Annotated in this window: 19 protein-coding genes and 1 riboswitch; of the genes, 10 read left to right on the forward strand and 9 right to left on the reverse strand. The window is 43.5% G+C overall.

The window, feature by feature from the left end; genetic code table 11:
- Nucleotides 1–211 precede the first annotated feature (211 nt).
- The 5 genes from LZF95_RS06630 (at nt 212) to LZF95_RS06650 (ending at nt 7,190) form a co-directional block, all read left to right on the forward strand.
- Entirely contained in the window at nt 212–679 is a 468-nt protein-coding gene (locus LZF95_RS06630; RefSeq protein WP_233754196.1) for a GAF domain-containing protein, read from the forward strand.
- 211 nt (nt 680–890) lie between these two features.
- Nucleotides 891–1,301: a hypothetical protein gene (locus LZF95_RS06635; RefSeq protein ID WP_233754197.1), complete on the forward strand. Its 411-nt coding sequence runs from the start codon at nt 891–893 to the stop codon at nt 1,299–1,301.
- A gap of 170 nt (nt 1,302–1,471) precedes the next feature.
- Nucleotides 1,472–2,560 (forward strand): efflux RND transporter periplasmic adaptor subunit, encoded by a 1,089-nt coding sequence (locus tag LZF95_RS06640; RefSeq protein ID WP_233754198.1) that lies wholly within the window; start codon nt 1,472–1,474, stop codon nt 2,558–2,560.
- A 30-nt stretch (nt 2,561–2,590) separates the two neighbouring features.
- Nucleotides 2,591–5,758, forward strand: coding sequence for an efflux RND transporter permease subunit (locus tag LZF95_RS06645; RefSeq protein WP_233754199.1), 3,168 nt, complete (start codon nt 2,591–2,593; stop codon nt 5,756–5,758).
- Nucleotides 5,751–7,190, forward strand: a complete 1,440-nt coding sequence (locus tag LZF95_RS06650; protein ID WP_233754200.1) for a TolC family protein — start codon at nt 5,751–5,753, stop codon at nt 7,188–7,190. The genes LZF95_RS06645 and LZF95_RS06650 overlap by 8 nt, the downstream gene beginning before the upstream one ends.
- 87 nt (nt 7,191–7,277) lie before the next feature.
- On the opposite strand, the gene LZF95_RS06655 is transcribed toward LZF95_RS06650, so the two are convergent.
- The 3 genes from LZF95_RS06655 to LZF95_RS06665 all read right to left on the reverse strand — a co-directional run bounded on the left by LZF95_RS06655 (nt 7,278) and on the right by LZF95_RS06665 (nt 10,815).
- Nucleotides 7,278–8,390, reverse strand: coding sequence for a Fic family protein (locus tag LZF95_RS06655; protein ID WP_233754201.1), 1,113 nt, complete (start codon nt 8,388–8,390; stop codon nt 7,278–7,280).
- Nucleotides 8,391–8,629: 239 nt separating this feature from the next.
- Complete coding sequence (locus LZF95_RS06660; protein WP_233754202.1) at nt 8,630–9,325, reverse strand: ABC transporter ATP-binding protein; 696 nt, start codon at nt 9,323–9,325, stop codon at nt 8,630–8,632.
- A complete protein-coding gene (locus LZF95_RS06665) occupies nt 9,322–10,815 on the reverse strand; it encodes a DUF5687 family protein (RefSeq protein ID WP_233754203.1) in 1,494 nt (497 codons plus the stop codon). Before LZF95_RS06665 ends, LZF95_RS06660 begins: the two co-directional genes overlap by 4 nt.
- A gap of 201 nt (nt 10,816–11,016) precedes the next feature.
- On the opposite strand from LZF95_RS06665, the gene LZF95_RS06670 reads away from it, so the two are divergent.
- Together LZF95_RS06670 and LZF95_RS06675 are read left to right on the forward strand one after the other, a co-directional pair.
- On the forward strand, nt 11,017–11,262 hold the full coding sequence (locus tag LZF95_RS06670) for a hypothetical protein (RefSeq protein WP_233754204.1): 246 nt from the start codon (nt 11,017–11,019) through the stop codon (nt 11,260–11,262).
- 103 nt (nt 11,263–11,365) lie between these two features.
- The gene (locus tag LZF95_RS06675) at nt 11,366–11,704 is read left to right on the forward strand and encodes a type II toxin-antitoxin system PemK/MazF family toxin (RefSeq protein ID WP_233754205.1); all 339 of its coding nucleotides are present in this window, start codon (nt 11,366–11,368) and stop codon (nt 11,702–11,704) included.
- Nucleotides 11,705–11,818: 114 nt separating this feature from the next.
- On the opposite strand, the gene LZF95_RS06680 is transcribed toward LZF95_RS06675, so the two are convergent.
- From LZF95_RS06680 to LZF95_RS06690, 3 genes are read right to left on the reverse strand one after another with little or no spacing between them, the layout of a single operon-like run.
- A complete protein-coding gene (locus LZF95_RS06680) occupies nt 11,819–12,784 on the reverse strand; it encodes an ABC transporter ATP-binding protein (RefSeq protein WP_233754206.1) in 966 nt (321 codons plus the stop codon).
- 3 nt (nt 12,785–12,787) lie between these two features.
- Entirely contained in the window at nt 12,788–13,819 is a 1,032-nt protein-coding gene (locus tag LZF95_RS06685; protein ID WP_233754207.1) for an iron ABC transporter permease, read from the reverse strand.
- On the reverse strand, nt 13,806–14,966 hold the full coding sequence (locus tag LZF95_RS06690; RefSeq protein ID WP_233754208.1) for an ABC transporter substrate-binding protein: 1,161 nt from the start codon (nt 14,964–14,966) through the stop codon (nt 13,806–13,808). Before LZF95_RS06690 ends, LZF95_RS06685 begins: the two co-directional genes overlap by 14 nt.
- A gap of 99 nt (nt 14,967–15,065) precedes the next feature.
- A riboswitch (cobalamin riboswitch) is annotated at nt 15,066–15,278 on the forward strand.
- 112 nt (nt 15,279–15,390) lie between these two features.
- On the opposite strand from LZF95_RS06690, the gene LZF95_RS06695 reads away from it, so the two are divergent.
- Together LZF95_RS06695 and LZF95_RS06700 are read left to right on the forward strand one after the other, a co-directional pair.
- Nucleotides 15,391–17,250: a TonB-dependent receptor gene (locus LZF95_RS06695; protein WP_233754209.1), complete on the forward strand. Its 1,860-nt coding sequence runs from the start codon at nt 15,391–15,393 to the stop codon at nt 17,248–17,250.
- Nucleotides 17,247–18,296 (forward strand): YncE family protein, encoded by a 1,050-nt coding sequence (locus tag LZF95_RS06700; RefSeq protein WP_233754210.1) that lies wholly within the window; start codon nt 17,247–17,249, stop codon nt 18,294–18,296. The genes LZF95_RS06695 and LZF95_RS06700 overlap by 4 nt, the downstream gene beginning before the upstream one ends.
- 278 nt (nt 18,297–18,574) lie before the next feature.
- Here the strand turns inward: LZF95_RS06700 and LZF95_RS06705 are convergent, their stop codons facing one another.
- From LZF95_RS06705 to LZF95_RS06715, 3 genes are read right to left on the reverse strand one after another with little or no spacing between them, the layout of a single operon-like run.
- Nucleotides 18,575–19,312 (reverse strand): DUF3298 and DUF4163 domain-containing protein, encoded by a 738-nt coding sequence (locus tag LZF95_RS06705; protein WP_233754211.1) that lies wholly within the window; start codon nt 19,310–19,312, stop codon nt 18,575–18,577.
- Nucleotides 19,309–20,310: a methylmalonyl Co-A mutase-associated GTPase MeaB gene (gene meaB, locus LZF95_RS06710; RefSeq protein ID WP_233754212.1), complete on the reverse strand. Its 1,002-nt coding sequence runs from the start codon at nt 20,308–20,310 to the stop codon at nt 19,309–19,311. The genes LZF95_RS06705 and meaB overlap by 4 nt, the downstream gene beginning before the upstream one ends.
- A complete protein-coding gene (locus tag LZF95_RS06715; RefSeq protein WP_233754213.1) occupies nt 20,307–20,714 on the reverse strand; it encodes a hypothetical protein in 408 nt (135 codons plus the stop codon). Before LZF95_RS06715 ends, meaB begins: the two co-directional genes overlap by 4 nt.
- A 53-nt stretch (nt 20,715–20,767) precedes the next feature.
- On the opposite strand from LZF95_RS06715, the gene LZF95_RS06720 reads away from it, so the two are divergent.
- On the forward strand, nt 20,768–21,304 hold the full coding sequence (locus LZF95_RS06720) for a CopD family protein (protein ID WP_233754214.1): 537 nt from the start codon (nt 20,768–20,770) through the stop codon (nt 21,302–21,304).
- Nucleotides 21,305–21,315: the final 11 nt, after the last annotated feature.

Here is a 21,315-nt window from a genome sequence, read left to right on the forward strand (position 1 = left end):
TTCCGAATTGCTGTATTTACCATCTTTCCACTCTTTGAAAATCGGCCTATGTTTTCCCAATTTCGAAGATCTGTAGAAGCAGGATGAATGTAATCCCCTTGTTCATTTGAGTTGGATTTATTCCGTTCAAGGTAAACCCAAGAAGCGCAAAAAGCTATCTTTGAAAACCGAAACCGATCCATAAATACATTCTAACCAGTCAACTGAACCCATGATCAATACAGATTTCATCATCAATTCCATCAAAAAAACATCAGGCGAACCCAATTGGCAAGAATTGCTGGAAACAATTATTTCATCCTTCGATTGCACTACAGGGACTATCCACACGCTAGACCTTACTACCAATCTATTGATGCTCAAATCCCAAAAAGGAATTCCAGACTTCCTGTTACCAAAGATGTCTTCAATTCCTATCGGCAAGGGAATGGCAGGAATCGCTGCTGAGCGGAAGGCACCGGTAGAAATGTGTAATTTGCAGACCGATGATTCCGGGGTAGCCCGTCCAGCCGCAAAAGAAACAAAAGTGGAAGGATCCATTGCAGTGCCAATGATACTGGATGGGCAACTGTATGGAACCTTAGGCATCGCAAAATCTGAACCTTATGATTTCACCAAGGCAGAAAGCGATGCATTGCTAACTATAGGCGAGGAAATTGCCAGAAGCATTAAGAGCTAGATCTTAATCCTATTGAATTATAAGGGATTATATTTTTTGGTTTGCCTCATATGACCTTTTCACCCCCAAGTCAAGTACGCATATATATTTAGTGAATGGAAGAACTTAATGAAACAAAAGGGCATTCCTGACAAAAAACAGACAGATCATTGAGAACATTTAACCAAAAGCACTTGACAATCACCAATGACTTCTCTAAGTTTGCCCCCAAATGACAAAGTACTTAGTCAGGTTAATCTTAGCTTTTAGTATCCTTCTATCAAGTGGGTATAGTACTATCTATGCCAGTTTCGATAGTGAATCTACTTTTGAAGACCTAGGAAACTCATTTGGAACCGCAGTTGGCGCCAATAGCTCACGCCAGCACCCGCTTACTTTATCCAAGGCTAAGGAACACGGAGCTGATATTTTCACCGTAAATAATTCCAAGGTAGAGGAGGAAGACGATGAATTTGTCTCCAATAAGAGTCTTTTAAATAGCGATCATTTAAACGCTGTTCATTTCACGCAGCTATTTAATTTTCTTTTTAAAGAATCTTCCCATGACTTGCATTTCAGCAAGTATATCCCATCTACTGGCTCAGTCCGTAAACATGTAATCATCCAGGTATTTAGAATATAATACCATTTTTTTGAGGCATAGACACACTTTTGCCTAAACCTCCCCCAATTCCTATTTAAACCTAGAACCATCAGCCAAAAGCTCATGCTGTTCAATGGGATCTGTGTATTTCATATACACAAGTTCTCAAAATCATTCGAAAACAAGTATCGCCTTTACTAAATCAACCTATGAAAAATCAAATTTTCATGTTCTTAAGCCTGTGCGTCATATTGTGGACTACAAGCTGCAAGTCACACAATGAAGAGCATCATGAGGCAGAAACCAACTTTCAGGTAACGAGCCCTCTCATTATGGATACCTTGATCACCAAAGACTACGTATCCCAAATCCATTCCATACAGCATATTGAGCTTCGCGCACAAGAGCGAGGGTATCTGCAGAAGATCTATGTAGATGAAGGCCAGTTTGTAAAAAAAGGCCAACTACTCTTCAAAATCATGCCTAAGCTTTATGAAGCAGAACAGCAGCGTGCTGCCGCAGAGGTGGAGTTTGCAGAAATCGAGTATCAAAACACTAAAACGCTAGCTGATAGAAATATTGTAGCGCCCAATGAGCTGGCAATGTCGAAAGCCAAGCTGTCGAAAGCTCAGGCAGAGCTTACACTGGCAGAAGTCCACTTACAGTTTACTGAAATCAGGGCCCCGTTTGATGGCATTATCGGCCGTTTTCGGGTGAGAGAAGGAAGTTTACTGGACGAAGGGGAATTGCTCTCCGAACTTGCAGACAATAGTAAGATGTGGGTGTACTACAACGTACCGGAAGCAGAATATCTGGAATACAAAAGCGAAGTTAAAAATGATGGGGACGTGGTAGTCAGATTAAAAATGGCGAACAACAAACACTTCGCTTATTCAGGAATAGTAGAGACAATAGTAGCTGATTTCAATAATGAAACAGGCAATATCGCTTTCAGGGCAACATTCCCAAATCCAGACGGGCTGTTGAGACATGGGGAGACTGGTAACATCGAAATGAGTACCCCGCTCAAGAACGCCTTATTGATTCCCCAAAAAACGACCTTTGAAGTGCTGGAGAAAAAATATGTGTATGTGGTGGATGAAGAAAACAAAATCCGCTCCAGAGAAGTGACCATCGCAGCAGAATTGCCACATATTTATGTGATTTCCGAAGGACTGGAACAAGGGGATAAAATCCTTTTGGATGGGCTTAGACTGGTACGGGAAAATGACGAAATCCAATATGACTTTGTGCAGCCAAAGACCGCGCTGTCTCAGCTAGACTTGTATGCAGAGTAACCCTTTCTCTCTCCTAAACCAGAATTCATAATGTTTACTACATTCATAAAAAGACCAGTTCTGGCGATTGTGATTTCTATTATGATCGTGTTTGTAGGTTCGCTTGCCATAAAGCAGCTGCCTATCTCCCAGTTTCCCCAGATCGCCCCCACTACGGTAAGTATTTTCATAGCCTATCCTGGATCCAGTGCGGATGTACTGGTAAAGTCCACGCTTATCACCCTGGAAAACGCCATCAACGGGGTGCAGGATATGAGGTATATGGCTACAGATGCCACCAGTGCAGGTGAAGCCACCATCAACATCATCTTCGAGCCGGGTACAGATCCCAATGAAGCCGTAATCCGGGTGAAAACCAGAGTAGATCAGGTCATGCCCCTGCTCCCCGAACTGGTACAGAGAGAAGGGGTGGTCATCACACCTATCCAACCTAGCATGTTGATGTATGTCAACTTATATTCTACGAGCGAAAACATGGATGAAAAATTCCTGTACAACTATGCCAATGTGAACATGATCCCTGAAATCAACCGGATCAAAGGTGTAGCCAGATCTCAGATATTAGGAAGCCGTACCTACGCCATGCGCGTTTGGTTAAACCCTGACCGTATGCGGGCTTACAATATCTCTGTAGATGAGGTGATGGAAGCAATGCAAGAACAAAGTATTATAGGTCGGCCAGGTAGAATAGGCCAAAGCTCTGGTATTGAAGCTCAATCTCTGGAGTATGTGCTGACCTATAAGGGATGGTTCAATAAACCTGAAGAATATGACAACATCATCATCCGGGCAAACCCAGATGGGGAAAGTATCCATTTAAAGGACATCGCAAAAACAGAACTCGGCAGTGAATTCTTTGATATTTATTCCAACCTGGACGGGCATCCATCCGCTGCTATAGTATTGAAACAAAACTATGGCAGCAATGCCAGTGATGTTATCGATGAGGTAAAGGCTAAACTGGAGGTAATGAAAGCCTCTTTTCCTCCAGGAATGGATTACAAAATAAGTTATGATGTTTCCCGATTCCTTGATGCCTCTACTGAGCAGGTTATCCATACTCTACGCGATGCGTTTATTCTGGTTGCCTTGGTCGTATTCATCTTTTTGGGAGACTGGAGATCCACATTGATACCGATCATTGCAGTGCCCGTCTCACTCATAGGAGCATTCTTTGTACTCCAGATGTTTGGACTCTCCATCAACATCATTACCCTGTTTGCCCTCGTTTTGGCAATAGGCATCGTGGTGGATGATGCCATTGTGGTGGTAGAAGCGGTACATGCCAAGATGGAGGAATTCCCTCACCTGACGCCCTATCAGGCGGTAAAAAGAGTGCTTGGGGAAATATCCGGAGCAATCATCGCGATCACCGCTGTCATGGTATCGGTGTTCTTGCCGATCTCATTTATGAGTGGTCCTGTGGGCACATTCTATCGGCAATTTTCCATCACCATGGCCAGTTCCATAGTGATTTCCGCCATCATTGCACTGACACTGACACCGGTACTTTGCGCCATGTTGTTGAAAAACAATCATGGTAAAGAGAAGAAGGGAAATCTAATGACGAAAGGGCTGGATAGCTTCAATAGCGGCTTTGATAAATTGACAAGGAAATACGTAAGCTTGCTCAGATCCATGGTAAGCAGAAGGTGGCTTACATTTGGGATCCTATTACTCTTCGGTGCAGGGATTGTTTTCGAAAACCAAATTCTACCCTCGGGCTTTATCCCAAGTGAAGACCAGGGAACCATCTATGCCATTATCCAAACACCTCCGGGTGCTACTTTGGAAAGAACCAATCAGGTCTCCCAGAAGCTACAGAAAATATGTGAAGAGATAGACGGTGTAGAATCCGTCTCTTCTCTGGCGGGTTACGAGATCATGACAGAAGGCCGTGGCTCCAATGCCGGTACTTGCCTGATCAACTTAAAGCCGTGGGGAGATCGAAAGCATACCGTGAAAGAAATCATGGAAGAACTGGAAGAAGAATCCAGAGGGCTTGGAGCCGTAATAGAATTCTTCGAGCCTCCGGCAATTCCAGGATTCGGATCATCTGGAGGTTTCTCCATGCGCCTGCTTGACCAGACTAACACTACGGATTACCAGGAATTTGATGAGATCAATAAAAAGTTCATGGATGATCTCAGCCAGAGAAAAGAGCTGACCGGACTATTCACCTTCTTTGCAGCCAACTACCCCCAATATGAATTGGAAATAGACAACGATAAGGCCATGCAAAAAGGGGTTTCCATTGGAGATGCGATGGAAAACCTGAACATTCTCATAGGCAGCACCTACGAGCAGGGATTTATCCGGTTTGGTAGATTCTTTAAAGTGTATGTTCAGTCAGACCCTGCATTCAGGAGACTTCCTTCGGATGTATTGAATCTGTTTGTAAAAAATGACTCAGGAGAAATGGTTCCCTACTCAGCTTTCATGACCATGAAGAAGACCCAGGGACCGAATGAAATCACCCGGTTCAACATGTACAATTCAGCCTCTATCCGAGGACTGCCCGCTCCGGGATACACGACCGCAGATGCGATCCATGCGATCAGAGAAGTCTCTGTCCAGACGCTGCCTAAAGGCTACGACATTGCTTGGGAAGGACTTTCATATGACGAATCCAACAGGGGAAACGAAGCCCTTTATGTTTTTATGATCGTGTTGATATTCGTGTACTTCGTCCTATCTGCCCAGTATGAGAGCTTTATCATTCCACTTGCCGTGGTGTTTTCGCTTCCAGCTGGCGTTTTTGGTTCGTTTTTCCTTCTGAAAATGATGGGACTGGACAACGACATCTATGCCCAGATCGGACTGATTATGCTAGTGGGTCTATTGGGTAAAAACGCCGTACTGATCGTGGAATTTGCAGTGCAAAAACGTCAGGAAGGCTTAAGTATTCTTGATGCGGCCATAGAAGGTGCCAAGGTGCGTTTCAGACCTATCTTAATGACGTCTTTTGCATTTATTGCAGGTTTGATTCCGTTGATTTTGGCATCGGGAGCTGGGGCTATCGGTAACCATACCATTGGAGCCTCCGCACTTGGCGGTATGTTATTCGGTACCGTTTTCGGGGTGATCATCGTGCCAGGGCTGTATTTCATATTCGGCAATCTTGCCGATGGACGTCAAATGATCAAGAATCAGGATGAGACTCCATTGTCCGAACAAAAACACCATTCACATGCTTAAGAGAATAACATATATATGCCTGGGAGCAGCGGCTATCATGGCCGCGGCGACTGGCTGCAAAACTCCGGAACTAATCCAGAAAGATGTAAATAATGCAGTGCCTCAGAGCTATCCAAATGCTTCTCAGGATTCCTCAAATACTGTAATATCTGTAGATTGGAAAGACTATTTTGCCGATCCATACCTAAAGGCACTAATCGACACTGCGCTGAGCAACAATCAGGAACTGAACATCACCTTACAGGAAATTCAGATCGCCCAAAACGAAGTGAGGGTACGCAAGGGAGAAATCCTGCCGTCGGTAAATATCGGGGCAGCTGCGGGCGTGGACAAAGTGGGAAGATATACCAGCCAAGGCGCAAACGATGCCAACACGGATATCAAACCTGGAAAGGAAATGCCAGATCCACTGCAAGACTATATGCTGGGCGCATACGCTACTTGGGAGGTTGATACTTGGCATAAACTCCGAAACGCCAAAAAGGCTGCAATGACACGATATTTGGCCAGTGTGGAAGGCAAAAACTTTATGGTGACAAATCTGGTCTCGGAGATCGCCAACTCTTATTACGAATTGCTGGCACTGGACAATGAGCTGGCTATTGTAAAGCAGAATATCGAGATTCAAAACAATGCCTTGGAGATTGTAAAATATCAGAAAGATGCAGCCCGGGTGACAGAACTGGCGGTGCGTAGATTTCAGGCACAGGTACTCAATACCCAAAGCCTGCAATATGGCATTCAACAAGATATCATAGAGGTCGAGAATCGAATCAACTTTCTGGTAGGTAGATTTCCGCAGCGGGTGGAGAGAAATTCAAACGCCTTCGGAGACCTGATTCCTGAGACAATTCAGGCTGGCATTCCTTCCCAACTGTTGGCAAACCGCCCTGATATCAAACAGGCTGAACTCGAATTGGCAGCTTCTAAAATTGACATCTCAGTGGCAAAAGCTGACTTCTATCCTTCGCTGGCTATCACGGCAGGGCTAGGTTTTAATGCCTTCAATCCTAGCTATATATTCACCTCTCCCCAGTCTCTGATTTATTCTGCTGCAGGTGAACTCGTAGCTCCTCTGGTCAATAGAAATGCAATTAAAGCAAAATATCTGACAGCAAATGCCAAGCAGATTCAGGCTATCTATGACTATGAAAGAACCATTTTGAACGCTTACATAGAAGTAGCCAATCAACTCTCCAATATCCAGAATCTTGATCAAACCTATAATCTCAAATCGCAGGAAGTTCAGGCGCTTACTTCTTCTGTTGACATTTCCAATGAATTATTCAAGTCTGCAAGAGCGGATTACATGGAAGTGCTTTTGACACAAAGAGATGCGCTGGAATCCAAATTTGAATTGATCGAGACCAAGATGAAACAAATGAATGCCAAAGTGAATATATACCAAGCCCTTGGCGGCGGATGGAAATAAATTGGTTGATTAAAGGTTGAACGGCTATCCATTCAATGATATGGATAGAAATGTGGAAAGTCCCTCTGAACGTTTGGAGGGACTTTTTTAATCTCCTAATATTCTTACCAGCTCTTCATTCACATAATACACTTCTTTCCCATCCTTCTTAGGGTAAAGGATTTTCGCCTCTGCCAGTTCTGAGAAATACTTTGTCAACGTTGTCCTTGAGCTCACTCCCATCAATTCCCCCAGCGATTTAGATTTCAGATACGGCTGGGAAAAAATCAGTTCATTCACCTCTTTCGAATACCATTTGATTTTTGACTTCCCATGCTCTAGCGTAGCTTCCATCTGAACAATGATTTGACGGATTAAATCCTCAGTTAGAATTGAAGTTTTCTCCACCGCTTCCAGCATAAACAAGATCCAGGTCTTCCAGTCACCTCGCTGTGTGACCCCACCCAGATGATAATAATAGTCTTCTTTATGGACTATGATATATTTTGACAGATACAGCACGGGAAGATCAAGTAGTTTTTTGTTGACCAAATAGAGCTGATTCAATATTCTGCCCGTTCGCCCATTTCCATCTGCAAATGGGTGAATCGCTTCAAATTGATAGTGGGAAATGCACATCTTCAGCAGCGGATCAGTCGGGAAATCATCGTCATTCCCGAGATATTCCGTCCAGTTATCCATCAAGTCCTGAAGCAGCTTCTCTCCCCTGGGTGGAGTATAAACTGTCTCGCCCGACCGAAACTCACTATTCCCCCGCTTGATAATCGTCTGTGTCGCAGGAGATCTAAAACCTGCATTTGTGTTTTTCACTTCTCTGAACACCCCCAATATGACGTCTTGATTAATACTAGACTTGTCTTTCATGGTTGCATATCCTTCCCAGAGTGCTTCTCTATACCGCAGCACTTCCTTTGTCGCCGAATCCGCTCTTTCCTCTTGGATCAAGTCTGAAACCGCTTTATACAGCTCATCTTCCGTAGTGAAAATATTCTCAATGGCAGTAGAACTCTTGGCCTCCTGAAGGGCGATGGTATTTACCAGCATCGTTGGATTTGGCAAGCGAAGTACGCTTGCATTCACAGAAGCCAGTGCTCTCGATGCAGTAACCAGTTTTTTTAGAATCGTAATATCTTCTTCCACTTCCTTCGATAGAGGAAGTAAAGGCAAGTCATTAAAGGGAATATTTCGATCATAAGGCATAGAACACGTTCTTTATCGTGTCCAAATTTACCAATTATATGAACATGAAAAAATAAACATGTTCATATTTTTCATAAAAATGGACATATATCGATTATAAGTCCATTTACTGAACACATATTGACTATATGTCCAGATTTAAATAAATTATGGACACGTATGTGAAACCTGTTCAGAAAAAGTGACTTTTTCTACATCATGTTCATCTTATTACTTTAAAATGAACATGTTTTCCCGATTCAGCCTGTAAAATAAGCATCCAATTCAGCCAGCATGGCGGATTTGTCTTTCAGGTCATTGATGATTTTACCCTTTTCAAGCAAGACAATTCGATCACAGATTTCCGTCACATGGTTCAAATCGTGGCTGGATATCAAGAAGGTAACCTGAGAATTCTCCTTTTCCTGAAGGATCAGCTTCTTCAATCGGATCTGAGAGCTGGGATCCAAGTTCTCAAATGGCTCATCAAGAAACACTACCTCAGGATTTCCCATCAGTGCAGCCGCAATCCCCACTTTCTTCAAATTACCTTTCGATAGATCACGGATATATTTCTTTTTCCCCACGATCTCATCATTGAACAGCTCTGTAAACTTGCTCAGGTGAAGTTGCAAATCAGCCTCGGATAGGCCATAGATTTTGCGAAGCGTCTGAAAATATTCATCGGCAGTCAGGTAAGACAGGAGCATATGCTCGTCCAAGTATGCTCCAGTGCTTTTCTTCCACTCTTCAGATTTACTCACATCCCGAGAGTCTATTTCCACCTTACCTTGTGAAGCCCGAACAAGATCAAGCATAATTCTAAATAAAGTTGTTTTCCCGGCGCCATTATTCCCTACCAATCCAAAGCACTCAGATTTGGGAATGGTTAGATTGGCAACATCTAGGACAACGGCTTCTTTATATTGTTTTTTGAGATCAGTAACTTGGATCATAACTCTTGACGGAATGAAGATGAAATTTCGTATCGGTTTTTCAATACCCGATTTACATTAATAGTTGAAAGCTTGTTGAAGAATAAGATTCCCACCACGCCTATGGTACCCAGAGCCAGCAGTCCCACATAGGAATTGAAAAGCAGTGCAAAAGGAACATATATCACGTAGGGAGCCACCATCATAGGGATAATCATCAGAAACTGAGCTGCTCCCACCCCTTCGTAATTGAACATTGCTCCCTTATTCAGATCCATTGGTTTGGGCTTCCAAATAGCCAGATAGACAATCAAATGAATCAGAACACCCGCATTGAAAAGGAAGGTGGCCAAGTGGATCAATAAGAATTTCCATCCAAAATAGACGTAAGGTATTGACAGCAAAAAGCACAATAAGGAGATCGATAGTAGCAGCAGGTATTTCCCTCTTACCAGATTTTTTACCCCGTCTTTTCGATTAAGAAAAAAATCAAAATAACCTGAATTCCAGCTCAAGAACAGCTGGCCATACTGGATCATAAATATCCCTGTGATAAATACTCCTACAAAAATGAAAATAAAACTAAAACTACCGTCTGCAGAGTCATTATACTGTGGATTGTTGTAGAAAATCATTCCGTAAAGCAAAAAGAATGCGCTTAGCATCAAAAAAGCCCTGCTCTTTTTGTGCCGTATGATCAGCTTCCATTCTAGATTGGCAAGCTCGCCTGCCATTCCAAATCTCGAAAAGAAGCCTACCGATTGGTTTACGAAACGTGCTTCTTCTTCCTTTGCCAAATCCTCCAGATAAGCATTGTTCAGATAATAAGAGAAAGCGAGATAATACCCCACTAAGCAAACAACCAGCATCACAGCCAAGGGAAGAAAACTACTCATGGCAAATGTGAAAAACGGAGCTACCAGTTCACCCAGATTGAACCAACCCATGTAAGTGGATCCTCCACCCAGCAGAAGAATAATAAATACAATCACCACGCCGATCAGACTGTCCTCAAAACGCTGTTTGAACCAAAGCATAAACCAATGCAAAGACCAACTGGTAAACACCACCGTTCCCAGCCAAGACACTGCGCCTGAAATACCGTACCCAGCAGCTATTTCGGAAAATGCAAATGGAGCGAAAAGCACCAAGGCTATGATACTAAGTGGGGAGAAAAACGATCTTCCCAAAAGCATATGCATGATTTTTTTCTTCGAAATAGGAAGGTGTAAGAGACTTTCCAGCTCAATTACAGGAAGTTGCTGTAGAAAATATCTATACATAAACTCCACCAAAAAGAAGAAAATCAAACCTGCGTTGAGCACCTGAATAGGGTCTTGGCCCTCAGCAAGCTCTCCCAAAATTTTGCTCAGAAAAATCCCGGCCATCAACAGATATCCCAACAACATAATTGCCAGAAAACCGAGAAAAATAGCCACCATCAGGCTTTTGGCAAATGCCGTAGATCGGAAACTTTTTAGGAGTTCCAGACGGATCAGTTCAAATAACATAAAGTCTTAAATAATTGACAGTCTAAATTTTAACCCAAAATATAGGAAAAAGATGCTTCAATCATAGCCTTAATATGCAATTAATGAGTTTTGAAGGGATTTGGAGGAGAATTTTGTTGGAAGGTGATATATAAAACTGTTAAATCAAATAAAAAGGAACTGTCTGAAAATAGTATATATTTATAGTATATACTCATGATTATGAAAACACTCTCTTTAAAACTGGACAGGGATATCTTCGAAGAAACGGAGGCAATCATTAAGGATAAAAAGGTTCCAAGAAACAGGTATATCAATCAGGCACTTGAATTCTATAACAGGTATCAAAAGCGAAAGAAATTGAGTGTTGAATTTGCCGAAGCTTCCATCTTAGCCCATGAAAGCTCTTCTGAAATTATCGCAGAATTTGATGCCTTAATCGAGGAAGATGAAATCGAGCCTACCTGAGACCCTTTAGAATACACACAGGCATGACCTAATCGTCACACGGAGGGATGATTATTTACCGTGCGAGATTCCATGTGGCCTTTGAAAGACAAATTATAAACACATGAAACAATATGATATATGGCTTGCCAATTTGAATCCCTCCAAAGGAACTGAGCCTTGCAAGATCCGTCCAGTCGTAATTGTTCAAACCAATCTCCTCAATCAAGTTGATCACCCTTCTACAATGGTGTGTCCACTTACCACACAGCTAACTCCCAAGGAGAATATTCTTCGTGTGCGTGTAAATGAAGGAAATTATGGGCTAGAGAAGCATTCTGAGATTCTTATTGATCAAATCAGAGCTTTGGACAACCGCAGATTCCTAGAAAAGATAGGCGAATTAGGCCAACAAGAAATTGTAGATATTAGAAGCAAAATAAAAGCGGTTTTGGATTTCTAGACTACTATTAGAAAGCGGTTAGTTTTCGAAACTTCGAAATTCATCATTGGCCATTCGTCATTCGAAACTATAAGTAAAATCAAAACATTAAACCTTCGAGGTCAAAAAAAGACCTCAAAGGTTATCCTCGATAAACTCCTCAACACTGTTATAAATACCTCCCTTATAATTTAAAGAAAACGGATATCCACTAACTTCTATTGTACCCGACAACTCCTTAACCCCTGCTTTTTCCAGTGCTTTTGAAATCCATGTAGCCAATTCACTTGACCCGGAAATCTCAAATTTCAATTCTTCAGCTTTCGATTCAATTCTTCCTTTTGCCACGCTAAACCGAAAATTCTCTCCAGGCAATAATTGATTGATCTGTCCCGAAATCACCAGATCCTCCGGCAAACCTGAAATCAGTGGTGTCCCGCAATTGAGTAACCAAAATCTATCGGCTGTTTCCAGTGCAATCTCCAGATCATGTGTTACCACAAGAATTGACTTCACCTGGCTCTTGGAGATCTCCCGAAGTAAGTGCATGATTTCATAGCGATTCACCAAATCCAGATGAGCAGTGGGTTCATCCAATACCATCACCTTTCCATCTTGCGCCAAAGCCCTTGCGATCAATGCTTTTTGCCGCTGACCATCACTTATTTCGGAAAGTCTCTCATCACGTAGATATTCAATTTTCGTGGCCGTAAGTGCGTTTTCGACTACTTCCCGATCGCCGTCTGTCAGCTTTCCTGTCCAATTGGTATGCGGAATCCGCCCCATCGCCACCAACTGGCCCACTGTCATATTACCGGGAAGAAAGGGCTCCGTCAGCACGACCGACAGCTCTTTGGCCAAGACTTCCTTAGCGTAGGACAGAATAGGCTTTCCATTCAGCTGCACTTCCCCTTGGAATGGCTGTAACTGTCCCAAAATAGCTTTGACCAAAGTTGATTTTCCTACCCCATTCGGGCCAAGCAAACAGGTCATTTCACCTACCAAAAGTTCAAAATTCAATCCGCTTAAAATCTCCTTCCTCGCTTTTCCCTTGGTGTATCCAAGACCTAGATTCTTACCGATGATTGATGCCTTTGCCATAGCCTAAAATTCTTTGCTGAAGTTTTTGCGAAGCACCAAACTGATCACTATCGGAGCTCCTACCAGTGATGTCACCGCATTGATAGGCAGCGTCTGAGCAGATCCCGGCAACTGACCGACTGCATCGCACAAGAGCAACAAACTTGCCCCGATCAGCGCTGAAGCAGGAAAAAGTATCCTGTGATCTGAAGTCTTCCAGACCATCCTAGCCAAGTGTGGCACTGCAATTCCTATAAATGCTATCGGCCCACAAAAAGCAGTAATACTCCCTGCCAATAAGCCCGTGCTGAGAATCATCAACCAGCGCAGACGATCAGGGTTGACCCCCATGCTTTTCGCATAGCTTTCTCCAAGAAGCATTCCATTGTAGGATTTGACCGAAGCAATGACGGGAATAATCCCTATTAACATTACCAATCCCAACACCAACACCTGATTCCAAACCAAGCCTCCTAAACTTCCCATAGACCAAATAGTGAACAGTTTCAGTGCCTCGGCCCCTGAGAAATACGACAAGACCGAAATAACCGCCGAAACCGCAGATCCAAACATCAACCCAACGATCAGAAGGGTCATGCTGTCCCTGACTTTCCAGGCAACCAAACTCACGGTAAGCAATACCAAACTTGCGCCTAACGTACCCGCAGTCGCAATCGCCCAAGGATTGATAGCCCCGCCAAAGGCAGACAAGCCAAAGGCCGAGCCGGCCAACATTAAAATCGCCACACCAAGGCCTGCACCGGAACTAATACCCAGTACAAATGGACCTGCAAGCGGATTTCGAAAAAAAGTCTGCATCTGAAGGCCACTGATGCTTAAGCCAACTCCAGCCAAGATTGCCACCAAAGCCTTGGGGATTCTATAGTTCATAATTATCTGTTCCCTGGAGGCTTTTACCCAATCTCCGGTGAAAATGCCAGTAAGAATCTCACTTGGCGAAATCGAAACTGATCCCAAACTGACATTCAGCAGAAAACTGACCACCAAAAGAATCAGTGCGGCGATAAGCAGAAGAAATGGACTATTTAGTTTCATTGAGTTGTTGATAAAAATACAACTCATAGCCTGGAAGCAAAGCCGGATGAAGGATTTTGATCAGATCTTTGAGGATCAGATCCGGCCGCATGTATCCCAACTCAAAATATTCCAGTCCGCCTGCTCTCCCCCGCTTCTGAGTATAAGAAAACACATTACCGGACTGATAAGCTTTGAAAGCTTTGTATCTGGGCTCCGAATCCCCCATGGTTTTCAAATCAGGAAAATCAGCAGAACCTACCCAAAAATCAGCTTCCAGTGCATTTTCCAGCACAAACTCATAATTCAACTGCGCACTTCCTGTTCCTTTCTGATCTGAGAAAATATAGTTCCCTCCGGCATTTTCGAGGATATTCGCTCCCCAGCTTTCACTTCCGGGAGCATACCAAATATCCTGATAAAGCACTCCACTCAGTACCGTAGGACGAAGGGAGTCAATGATGGAATCACTCAATTTCTCAGCTTCCAAATAATCCTTTTCAACCTTATCAAAAGCGACCGCAGCTTCCTCGTATTTTCCCAACAGCACCCCCGTAAACTTGATCCATTCAGCCCTGCCCAGGGGATGCTGCTCCACATATTCACCGTTGATCACTGCAGGGATTTTAGCTTGCTCCAGCAAATCCAGATACTTCAGGTTATCTCCCGTGGTGGAAATCATAATCCAATCCGGATCTAAATCGATCACCATTTCCGTATTTGCCGAAGGTCCGGCTCCCAAATCCTCCACTCGACCTGCGTCTATCTGTGCCCAGGTTTTCTCAGAAGAAATCAAATCTAAATTTGGAAACCCTATCAATTTTTCAGTCACATTCAGTATATCCAAATGCGGAATATGAGTAGTGGAAGTCAGAATGACTTTTTCGATAGGAAGTTGAATGACCCCATCGAAATCACCTTCAGGTTTTTCGGTGTTTTCTTCCAAAACCAAATAGGTAAATATCCTATCCGATCCAGTCCAAGCCTGTGTAACATCAAGCTGCCAAAAACCATTTCCCCGTGAGATTTCGAATCCTGAAGCATAGCTTAAGTCTATCCTTTCAAGTTCTTGCCCAGTCCGAGAATCATTCTTACTACACCCTGTAAAAGAATAGGTTACAATCAAGAAAACAGAAGTTACAAAGAGCCTAAAACGTTGATTTTTCACAGAATTTCTTGGAGACATTGAAATCCAAAATAAGCTCGGGATTTTGCCACTTCCAAAATTTGTGCATAATCAGATTTTTTTTATAAGCTTTCCCGATCTACTTTTGCAGCCGAAATAGGTTCCCAAACTCGCATCTGAGCTCTTGGGATTAAAAGGGAATTTGGTGTAAAACCAAAGCTGTCCCCGCAACTGTAAGCTGAGCGGATTATTCCGCAGATTTGTCTATAAAGCCATTGTCCCGAAACCAATCCGGGGTGAGAAGGCGGCAAATCAAAGCAAGCCAGGAGACCTGCCCGTTTCTTTTGATTCTGTGCTTTCGGAGGAAAAGCGATGAGGAATGTACCTGAACCGCCCTTCGCAGTTCCGATCCCTTCTTCCCCTTTCTCTTCAAGCCCGAATCGGATTTAAACTAATTCGATCAGGCATGACTTTGCTTTTGTGGGTTTACACGTTTATCGGCTTTAGCCCGATCAGTCAGGATACAATTCCCTTGGCTGAGGTAGAAGTCTATGCGCCGGCTTTGGATAAATTCGCCCAAGGGCAGAAAGTAATCAACTGGACAAAAAAGGATTTGGAAGATTATCAAGGCCGCTCACTGGGTGATATTCTTCAAGAGCAATCCCCCGTTTTTGTGCGGCAATATGGTGCCGGGATGATCGCCTCCCCTTCCTTTCGCGGCACTTCAGCGGGCCACACGGCAGTTTTCTGGAATGGTCTTCCTATCAATAGCCCTTCTCTGGGTCAAAGTGATCTGTCTATTTTGCCGATTTCCTCCATCGATCAGGTAAGTGTACAGTTCGGGAATGCTGGAGCACTTTTCGGAAATGAAGCCATCGGAGGCTCCGTGCATCTGGGTACAGCTACTGAATTTGGAAAAGGACTGGAAGCCGGGATTACCCAACAAATCGGCAGTTTTGGAATGTTTAATACTTCAGCTTTTGGAGCTTATTCTTCGGAAAGCTTCAGTAGTACCTCGAAAATCTACAGACAATTTTCCAAGAACAACTTTCCTTACAAAGACCTTGGGCAATTTGGCACGCCCGAAATAAAAGAAGATCATGCTCAGTTTGAGCAAATTGGTCTAGTGCAAAACTTTGCCTGGAATCTGAATACTGACAACCAACTGAAATCTGCATTCTGGTGGAACAAAACCAACCGGGAAGTCCAACCTGTGATGGGATCCAAAACCACAGATAAGCAGGAAGATCAGGCATTCCGTGCCGTGATTGATTATTTTCATTTTGAGGAAAAATCCATCTGGAACTTGAAAACCGGCTTTGTGAGAAATGAACAGACTTTCAATGCCAGTGAAAACAACAGCACCCAATATTTCTTGGCGGGAGACTGGGATCAGGAGCTTTCTGGCCAGTGGACCTCCAAACTCGGCGCAAGATACACGCTGACAAAAGGGAATCTGAGCACGTATCAGGCTGACGAAAATCGTGTGGAATGGTATCAAAGCACGAAATTCTCTGCTTCTGAGAAGCTCTCGTTGGCATTAAACCTAAGGCAGCTTGTCTATGATGGCACTTTTGCCCCATTCACTCCCAATCTGGGAATGGATTGGAGTATATGGGCTACGCCCTCTCAAAACTTTCTTCTGAAGACTTCTTTAGGGAAAGGCTTTAAAGTCCCCACGCTGAATGACCGTTTTTGGAATCCTGGCGGAAACCCGGATTTGCTTCCCGAAGAAAGTCTGAGCGGAGAAATCGGCCTGACCTGGAACAAGCAAGGAAATATCAACTGGGACCAAAGCTTGACTTATTACAAAATGTCCGTGGACAACTGGATAATCTGGCTGCCAAAGGGAAGTTTTTGGACTCCGGAAAACATCAAAAAAGTAAGCAATCAAGGACTGGAATATCAGGGTGCTGTGGATGGAACTTTAGCTACCTGGAAATGGAAATTAACCACATCCTACACCTATTCAAGGGCTGTCACTACGAAAGGCGCAGATGAAAATGATCAGTCTGTGGGCAAGCAGCTCCCATACACTCCACAGCATCAGGCGAATGCGAAAATCAGCATTGAACAGCAAGCTATTTCGGCTTTTGTGAGCACATTTTACGTCGGGGAAAGAGCCGTCACTGCCGACAATCCACGGCTTATGCCTTCTTACCAGCTTTTCAACATGGGACTTGGGTACAATAAGTTTCAGCTAGGCAAGGTTCATATCCCGCTGGGTTTTCAAGTCAACAACCTATTCAACACCGACTACCAAGTGCTCTACCTGAGAGCCATGCCGGGAAGATCATATCAATTCAATTTATCCATACTATTATGAACTTAAAACAACTACTCTGGGCATTTGCCTTGATCTCTGTCTCCTTTGCCTGCTCAGACAGCGGCGATGAAAAACCTTTAGGTAAATATGACAATGGCATTCTGATCATGAACGAAGGTAACTTCGGAACCAATGACGGTGAAGTATTTCATCTGAATCCAAACACTCAAGAACTACTTCCGAATATATTTGAAGCAGAGAATTCCCGCCCTTTCGCAGGTCTGATTCAAGATATGGTGCTTGAGGATGACAGATTGTACTTGGTAGCCAACACAGGAAAGGTGGAAATCGTGAATCCGGCAGATTTCAAAAGTCGTGGTGCGATAACAGCGGAATTGGATATTCCAAGATCCCTGGCAGTAAATGGAAACAAACTTTTCATAAGTGATTATGGCCCATATGACGAAACCTATGCTAACCCTGATTCTTATATTGCCGTAGTGAACGGTCTTGATGGCGGAGTAGTCTCAAAGAAAATTGCCGTTTCCAGTAGGCCTGAAGATCTTTTCTCATACCAAAACTACATTATAGTAGCTGGCACAAACGAAAATAAAATCGAAATCATCGATGCCACTCAGGAAGCTGTGATCAGCACATTGGATCTAGATGCTTCCCCCCGTCAGTTCCATGCTGAAGGAGGCACGCTATGGATATATGCTGTGACCCCGGATGAGGTGATATTCTATACTTTAAATCTTAGCAGCCTTACTTTAGGAAATACTTATTCAGTTCCTGTCACTAAACCTACTGGCAGAATTGTATTCGACGGAGATGACAAGATGTATATTGTGACTAGCTCTGATTGGCCAGAGTACAACGATGCCATATTCGAACTTGAAATCGAAGGTAGCACAGTTACAGCTACAGAACTCATGACTGGCACAGGATTCTACGGAATCGGCTTTGACGACGAACGGGATCAGATCTATGTAGCCAATTCCAACGGGTTCCAGGGAAATGGAACGGTAACTGTACTTTCTGAAACTGGTTCTGTGGTAAGAACTTTCGAAGTAGGCAGAGGCCCTTCTGGGTTCTTGGTTTATTAGATTGAAGGATTGAAAAATTGGAAACTAGGTAAGCACTCCTTTTTATATATCCATTGATCATTTTACAAAGCCGTTGGGATTGGTTTTCCATCGGCTTTTTGTTTTGAAAGAAGATCAGATAAAATAAAAATCCATAAAAAGAAAGGAAACCGGACGCATTTGAATTCAAATGGAAACCTGAAGCGAAATTTTCAATTCCATCCGCCTTTGAAGAAACTTACACTTTAAATTATATAAATTAGTTCTCAGAGAGAATTTTAGAGAATTCATCTTATAACTTATTGCCTTACTAAGCCTTTGACCTCTCGGATAGGGAACTCCAGCTCAGTATATCCCATAGCATAAGGACCAATCTCATATGGGATGTAAGTCAAATGCAATGTATCGCCCTCATACCCTATGGCATTGGGAAGAAAGAAACCTGTATCGGGCAAGAAAAATCTGCCGTCTTCATTTAGCTCTAAACCTTCTTCGACCTCATGATACTCACGAAAAGCCTTCTCGGCCAAATCAAGCATTTTCTTCTGATCCAGAACCACCCGATCCACAGGAAGTGACTTTCCTGTCAGCTTGTCGAAGTTCAGGTAATAGACGCTGGAATTGGGATGTGCGCCACCTGAGTAGTTGAATTCGGTGAAGATAAAGCTCAGCGTGCTGTCGGATTCATAAGTCAGCTTCGCATCAAGCTCCACCATCCATTCGCCGGGGGCATCAGGAAACTCTGTTTTAAATTCCACAAAAGAGTCCAAATAATCCTTTGCCGCAGAATCCAGATTGACAAAATCCTTGTCCTGGTGGAAATACACCAGCAGCTGCTCCATAATCGCTTCATTGAGTGGAGCGGCAGCATCCGAATTTTCGGCCACAGGCCAGTTGATTTCCACCTTTGCACAGCTTTCATCCACGCATCTTTCGGATGAAAAGGTCTTCGTAGTAAAAGTGAGCTGTTCTTCTGTTTCTTCTTTTTCTTCACAAGAAAAAAAAAGTAGCATGGCTATCAAAAGGAGGTGTTTCATTTATGGTTTTCTTTAGTTTGGAAAAAAACCTCTATCAAATCCCTCGCCAAAGCCAAAGGACTAAGCTCTCCACTTTCAACTTTTGGGCGGTTTAGGCTGAGCATCTTCTGAACTTGCCGATGCTCCAAAAAGAATTTTCCCAGTAAGAATTGTAGATTTTCATCCAACCAACCCAATCTTTGCGAAGCCCTGTTTGACTCCCAAAAACCAGATCTCTGCATTTGATCCTTAAATTTCTCAATCATTTTCCAACTATCGCTCAGTCCCTCCTTAGTCAAGGATGACGCAGTCATCACGGGAGTTGACCAGTTATTTTGTCCCAGTGGAAAAAGATGAAGTGCATTCCTGTAAACGGACTTTGCCCTGTTGGCATTTTCCTCGTTGTCTCCATCAGCTTTGTGAATCACCACGCCATCAGCCATTTCCATGATGCCTTTTTTGATGCCCTGAAGTTCGTCACCCGCCCCGGAAAGCATCAGCAACAGGAAGAAGTCCACCATGTTTTTGACAGCCGTTTCAGACTGCCCCACGCCCACAGTTTCGATCAATATCACATCAAAACCGGCTGCTTCACAAAGCAACATAGCTTCTCTTGTTTTGGAGCTTACTCCTCCCAACGTTGCCCCTGTAGGGCTGGGGCGAATGAATGCCCGCTTATCACCGGCCAATTTCTCCATCCGGGTTTTATCCCCTAGAATGCTGCCTTTACTTTTCTGGCTGGACGGGTCTATTGCCAAAACAGCGACAACCTTGCCTTGCTCCACAAGCATTTTTCCAAATGCCTCAATAAATGTGCTTTTACCCACTCCAGGAACTCCTGTAATTCCTATTCTGATCGACTTTCCTGTGTAAGGTAAAATCTCCTGTACCAAATCAGAAGCCAACTCCAAGTCCGATTCCAGTGAACTCTCAGCTAATGTGATTGCCTGGCTCAGCTTCGTTCTATCACCAGAAAGAACTCCTTCTTTGTATTCCTGTAGCGTAAAGCGCTTTCTCATTTTGGGTAGCCATCAGTAAAACTCACATCTCCCATGGGACTTTTTTGATAGGTGGCGATCACGTAAGGTCGCATATCCTCCGGGAAATATGGATCAGTTGGAGAAAGCTTAACCTCCTGACCAATCTCCTCATTAAAAAAGAAGAGCACCGTCCTGCCATACTTAGTATGGGGCATGGCATCCCCATATTCACGCATCCATTCCTTTGAGGTATCCAACGCCTTTATCGCATATACCCGTACCACTGGCCCGGTATTATTTTCATTTCTGTAGTGGCCCAATTCTTCGAACTTCCCGTCAAATCGCTCCATTCCGGGCTGAAAAAATGATTCCCGGGCAATCAAAATAACCAGAGCTATCACCACGCCGGCCAGAATATAGAAAATGAGCTTTGAGCTTTTCAAAATATAAGTGTGGTTATCAAGTTTAGGCCTTAATTTAGCCGAAAATTCCGAGAATGACCTTCGAGTACCTCAAAGCGCTTCATATCATTTTTGTAGTCACCTGGTTTGCAGGGCTATTCTATATTGTCCGGCTGTTTATCTACCAGACCGAAGCCATGGAGCGCCCGGAAGCCGAACGCATCATACTTAAGCCTCAGCTTGACCTCATGGCATCGAGGCTCTGGTACATCATCACCTGGCCGTCCGCAGTACTTACACTGATTTTCGGGTCATTGGTTTTGAGCCATCGAATGGAATTTTTACATCTGGGCTTTATGCATGCCAAACTCGGATTTGTATTCTTGCTATACTGCTACCATCTGTGGTGTCACAAATTATTCAAAGAACTTCAGACTGGACGAACCCGATGGACTTCTACGCAGTTGAGGATATGGAATGAAGCCTCCACGCTGTTGCTTTTCGCAATTGTGTTTCTGATCGTATTGAAAAGTACCTTGAGCATGGCATGGGGACTTGTGGGCCTGATCACACTTGTTGTGATGCTGATGTTAGGAATCAGACTCTACAAAAAACTCAGAAAGAAAAACTAATTATTTTGAAC

The sequence above is a fragment of the Algoriphagus sp. AGSA1 genome (genome assembly GCF_021390545.1).
Classification (GTDB): domain Bacteria; phylum Bacteroidota; class Bacteroidia; order Cytophagales; family Cyclobacteriaceae; genus Algoriphagus.

Excerpts from the sequence above, each read along its gene's own strand:
- LZF95_RS06630 (WP_233754196.1), top strand. The coding sequence starts at position 212 with ATGATCAATACAGATTTCATCATCAATTCCATCAAAAAAACATCAGGC.
- LZF95_RS06635 (WP_233754197.1), top strand. The coding sequence starts at position 891 with ATGACAAAGTACTTAGTCAGGTTAATCTTAGCTTTTAGTATCCTTCTA.
- LZF95_RS06640 (WP_233754198.1), top strand. The coding sequence starts at position 1,472 with ATGAAAAATCAAATTTTCATGTTCTTAAGCCTGTGCGTCATATTGTGG.
- LZF95_RS06645 (WP_233754199.1), top strand. The coding sequence starts at position 2,591 with ATGTTTACTACATTCATAAAAAGACCAGTTCTGGCGATTGTGATTTCT.
- LZF95_RS06650 (WP_233754200.1), top strand. The coding sequence starts at position 5,751 with ATGCTTAAGAGAATAACATATATATGCCTGGGAGCAGCGGCTATCATG.
- LZF95_RS06655 (WP_233754201.1), bottom strand. The coding sequence starts at position 8,390 with ATGCCTTATGATCGAAATATTCCCTTTAATGACTTGCCTTTACTTCCT.
- LZF95_RS06660 (WP_233754202.1), bottom strand. The coding sequence starts at position 9,325 with ATGATCCAAGTTACTGATCTCAAAAAACAATATAAAGAAGCCGTTGTC.
- LZF95_RS06665 (WP_233754203.1), bottom strand. The coding sequence starts at position 10,815 with ATGTTATTTGAACTGATCCGTCTGGAACTCCTAAAAAGTTTCCGATCT.
- LZF95_RS06670 (WP_233754204.1), top strand. The coding sequence starts at position 11,017 with ATGAAAACACTCTCTTTAAAACTGGACAGGGATATCTTCGAAGAAACG.
- LZF95_RS06675 (WP_233754205.1), top strand. The coding sequence starts at position 11,366 with ATGAAACAATATGATATATGGCTTGCCAATTTGAATCCCTCCAAAGGA.
- LZF95_RS06680 (WP_233754206.1), bottom strand. The coding sequence starts at position 12,784 with ATGGCAAAGGCATCAATCATCGGTAAGAATCTAGGTCTTGGATACACC.
- LZF95_RS06685 (WP_233754207.1), bottom strand. The coding sequence starts at position 13,819 with ATGAAACTAAATAGTCCATTTCTTCTGCTTATCGCCGCACTGATTCTT.
- LZF95_RS06695 (WP_233754209.1), top strand. The coding sequence starts at position 15,391 with ATGACTTTGCTTTTGTGGGTTTACACGTTTATCGGCTTTAGCCCGATC.
- LZF95_RS06700 (WP_233754210.1), top strand. The coding sequence starts at position 17,247 with ATGAACTTAAAACAACTACTCTGGGCATTTGCCTTGATCTCTGTCTCC.
- LZF95_RS06705 (WP_233754211.1), bottom strand. The coding sequence starts at position 19,312 with ATGAAACACCTCCTTTTGATAGCCATGCTACTTTTTTTTTCTTGTGAA.
- meaB (WP_233754212.1), bottom strand. The coding sequence starts at position 20,310 with ATGAGAAAGCGCTTTACGCTACAGGAATACAAAGAAGGAGTTCTTTCT.
- LZF95_RS06720 (WP_233754214.1), top strand. The coding sequence starts at position 20,768 with ATGACCTTCGAGTACCTCAAAGCGCTTCATATCATTTTTGTAGTCACC.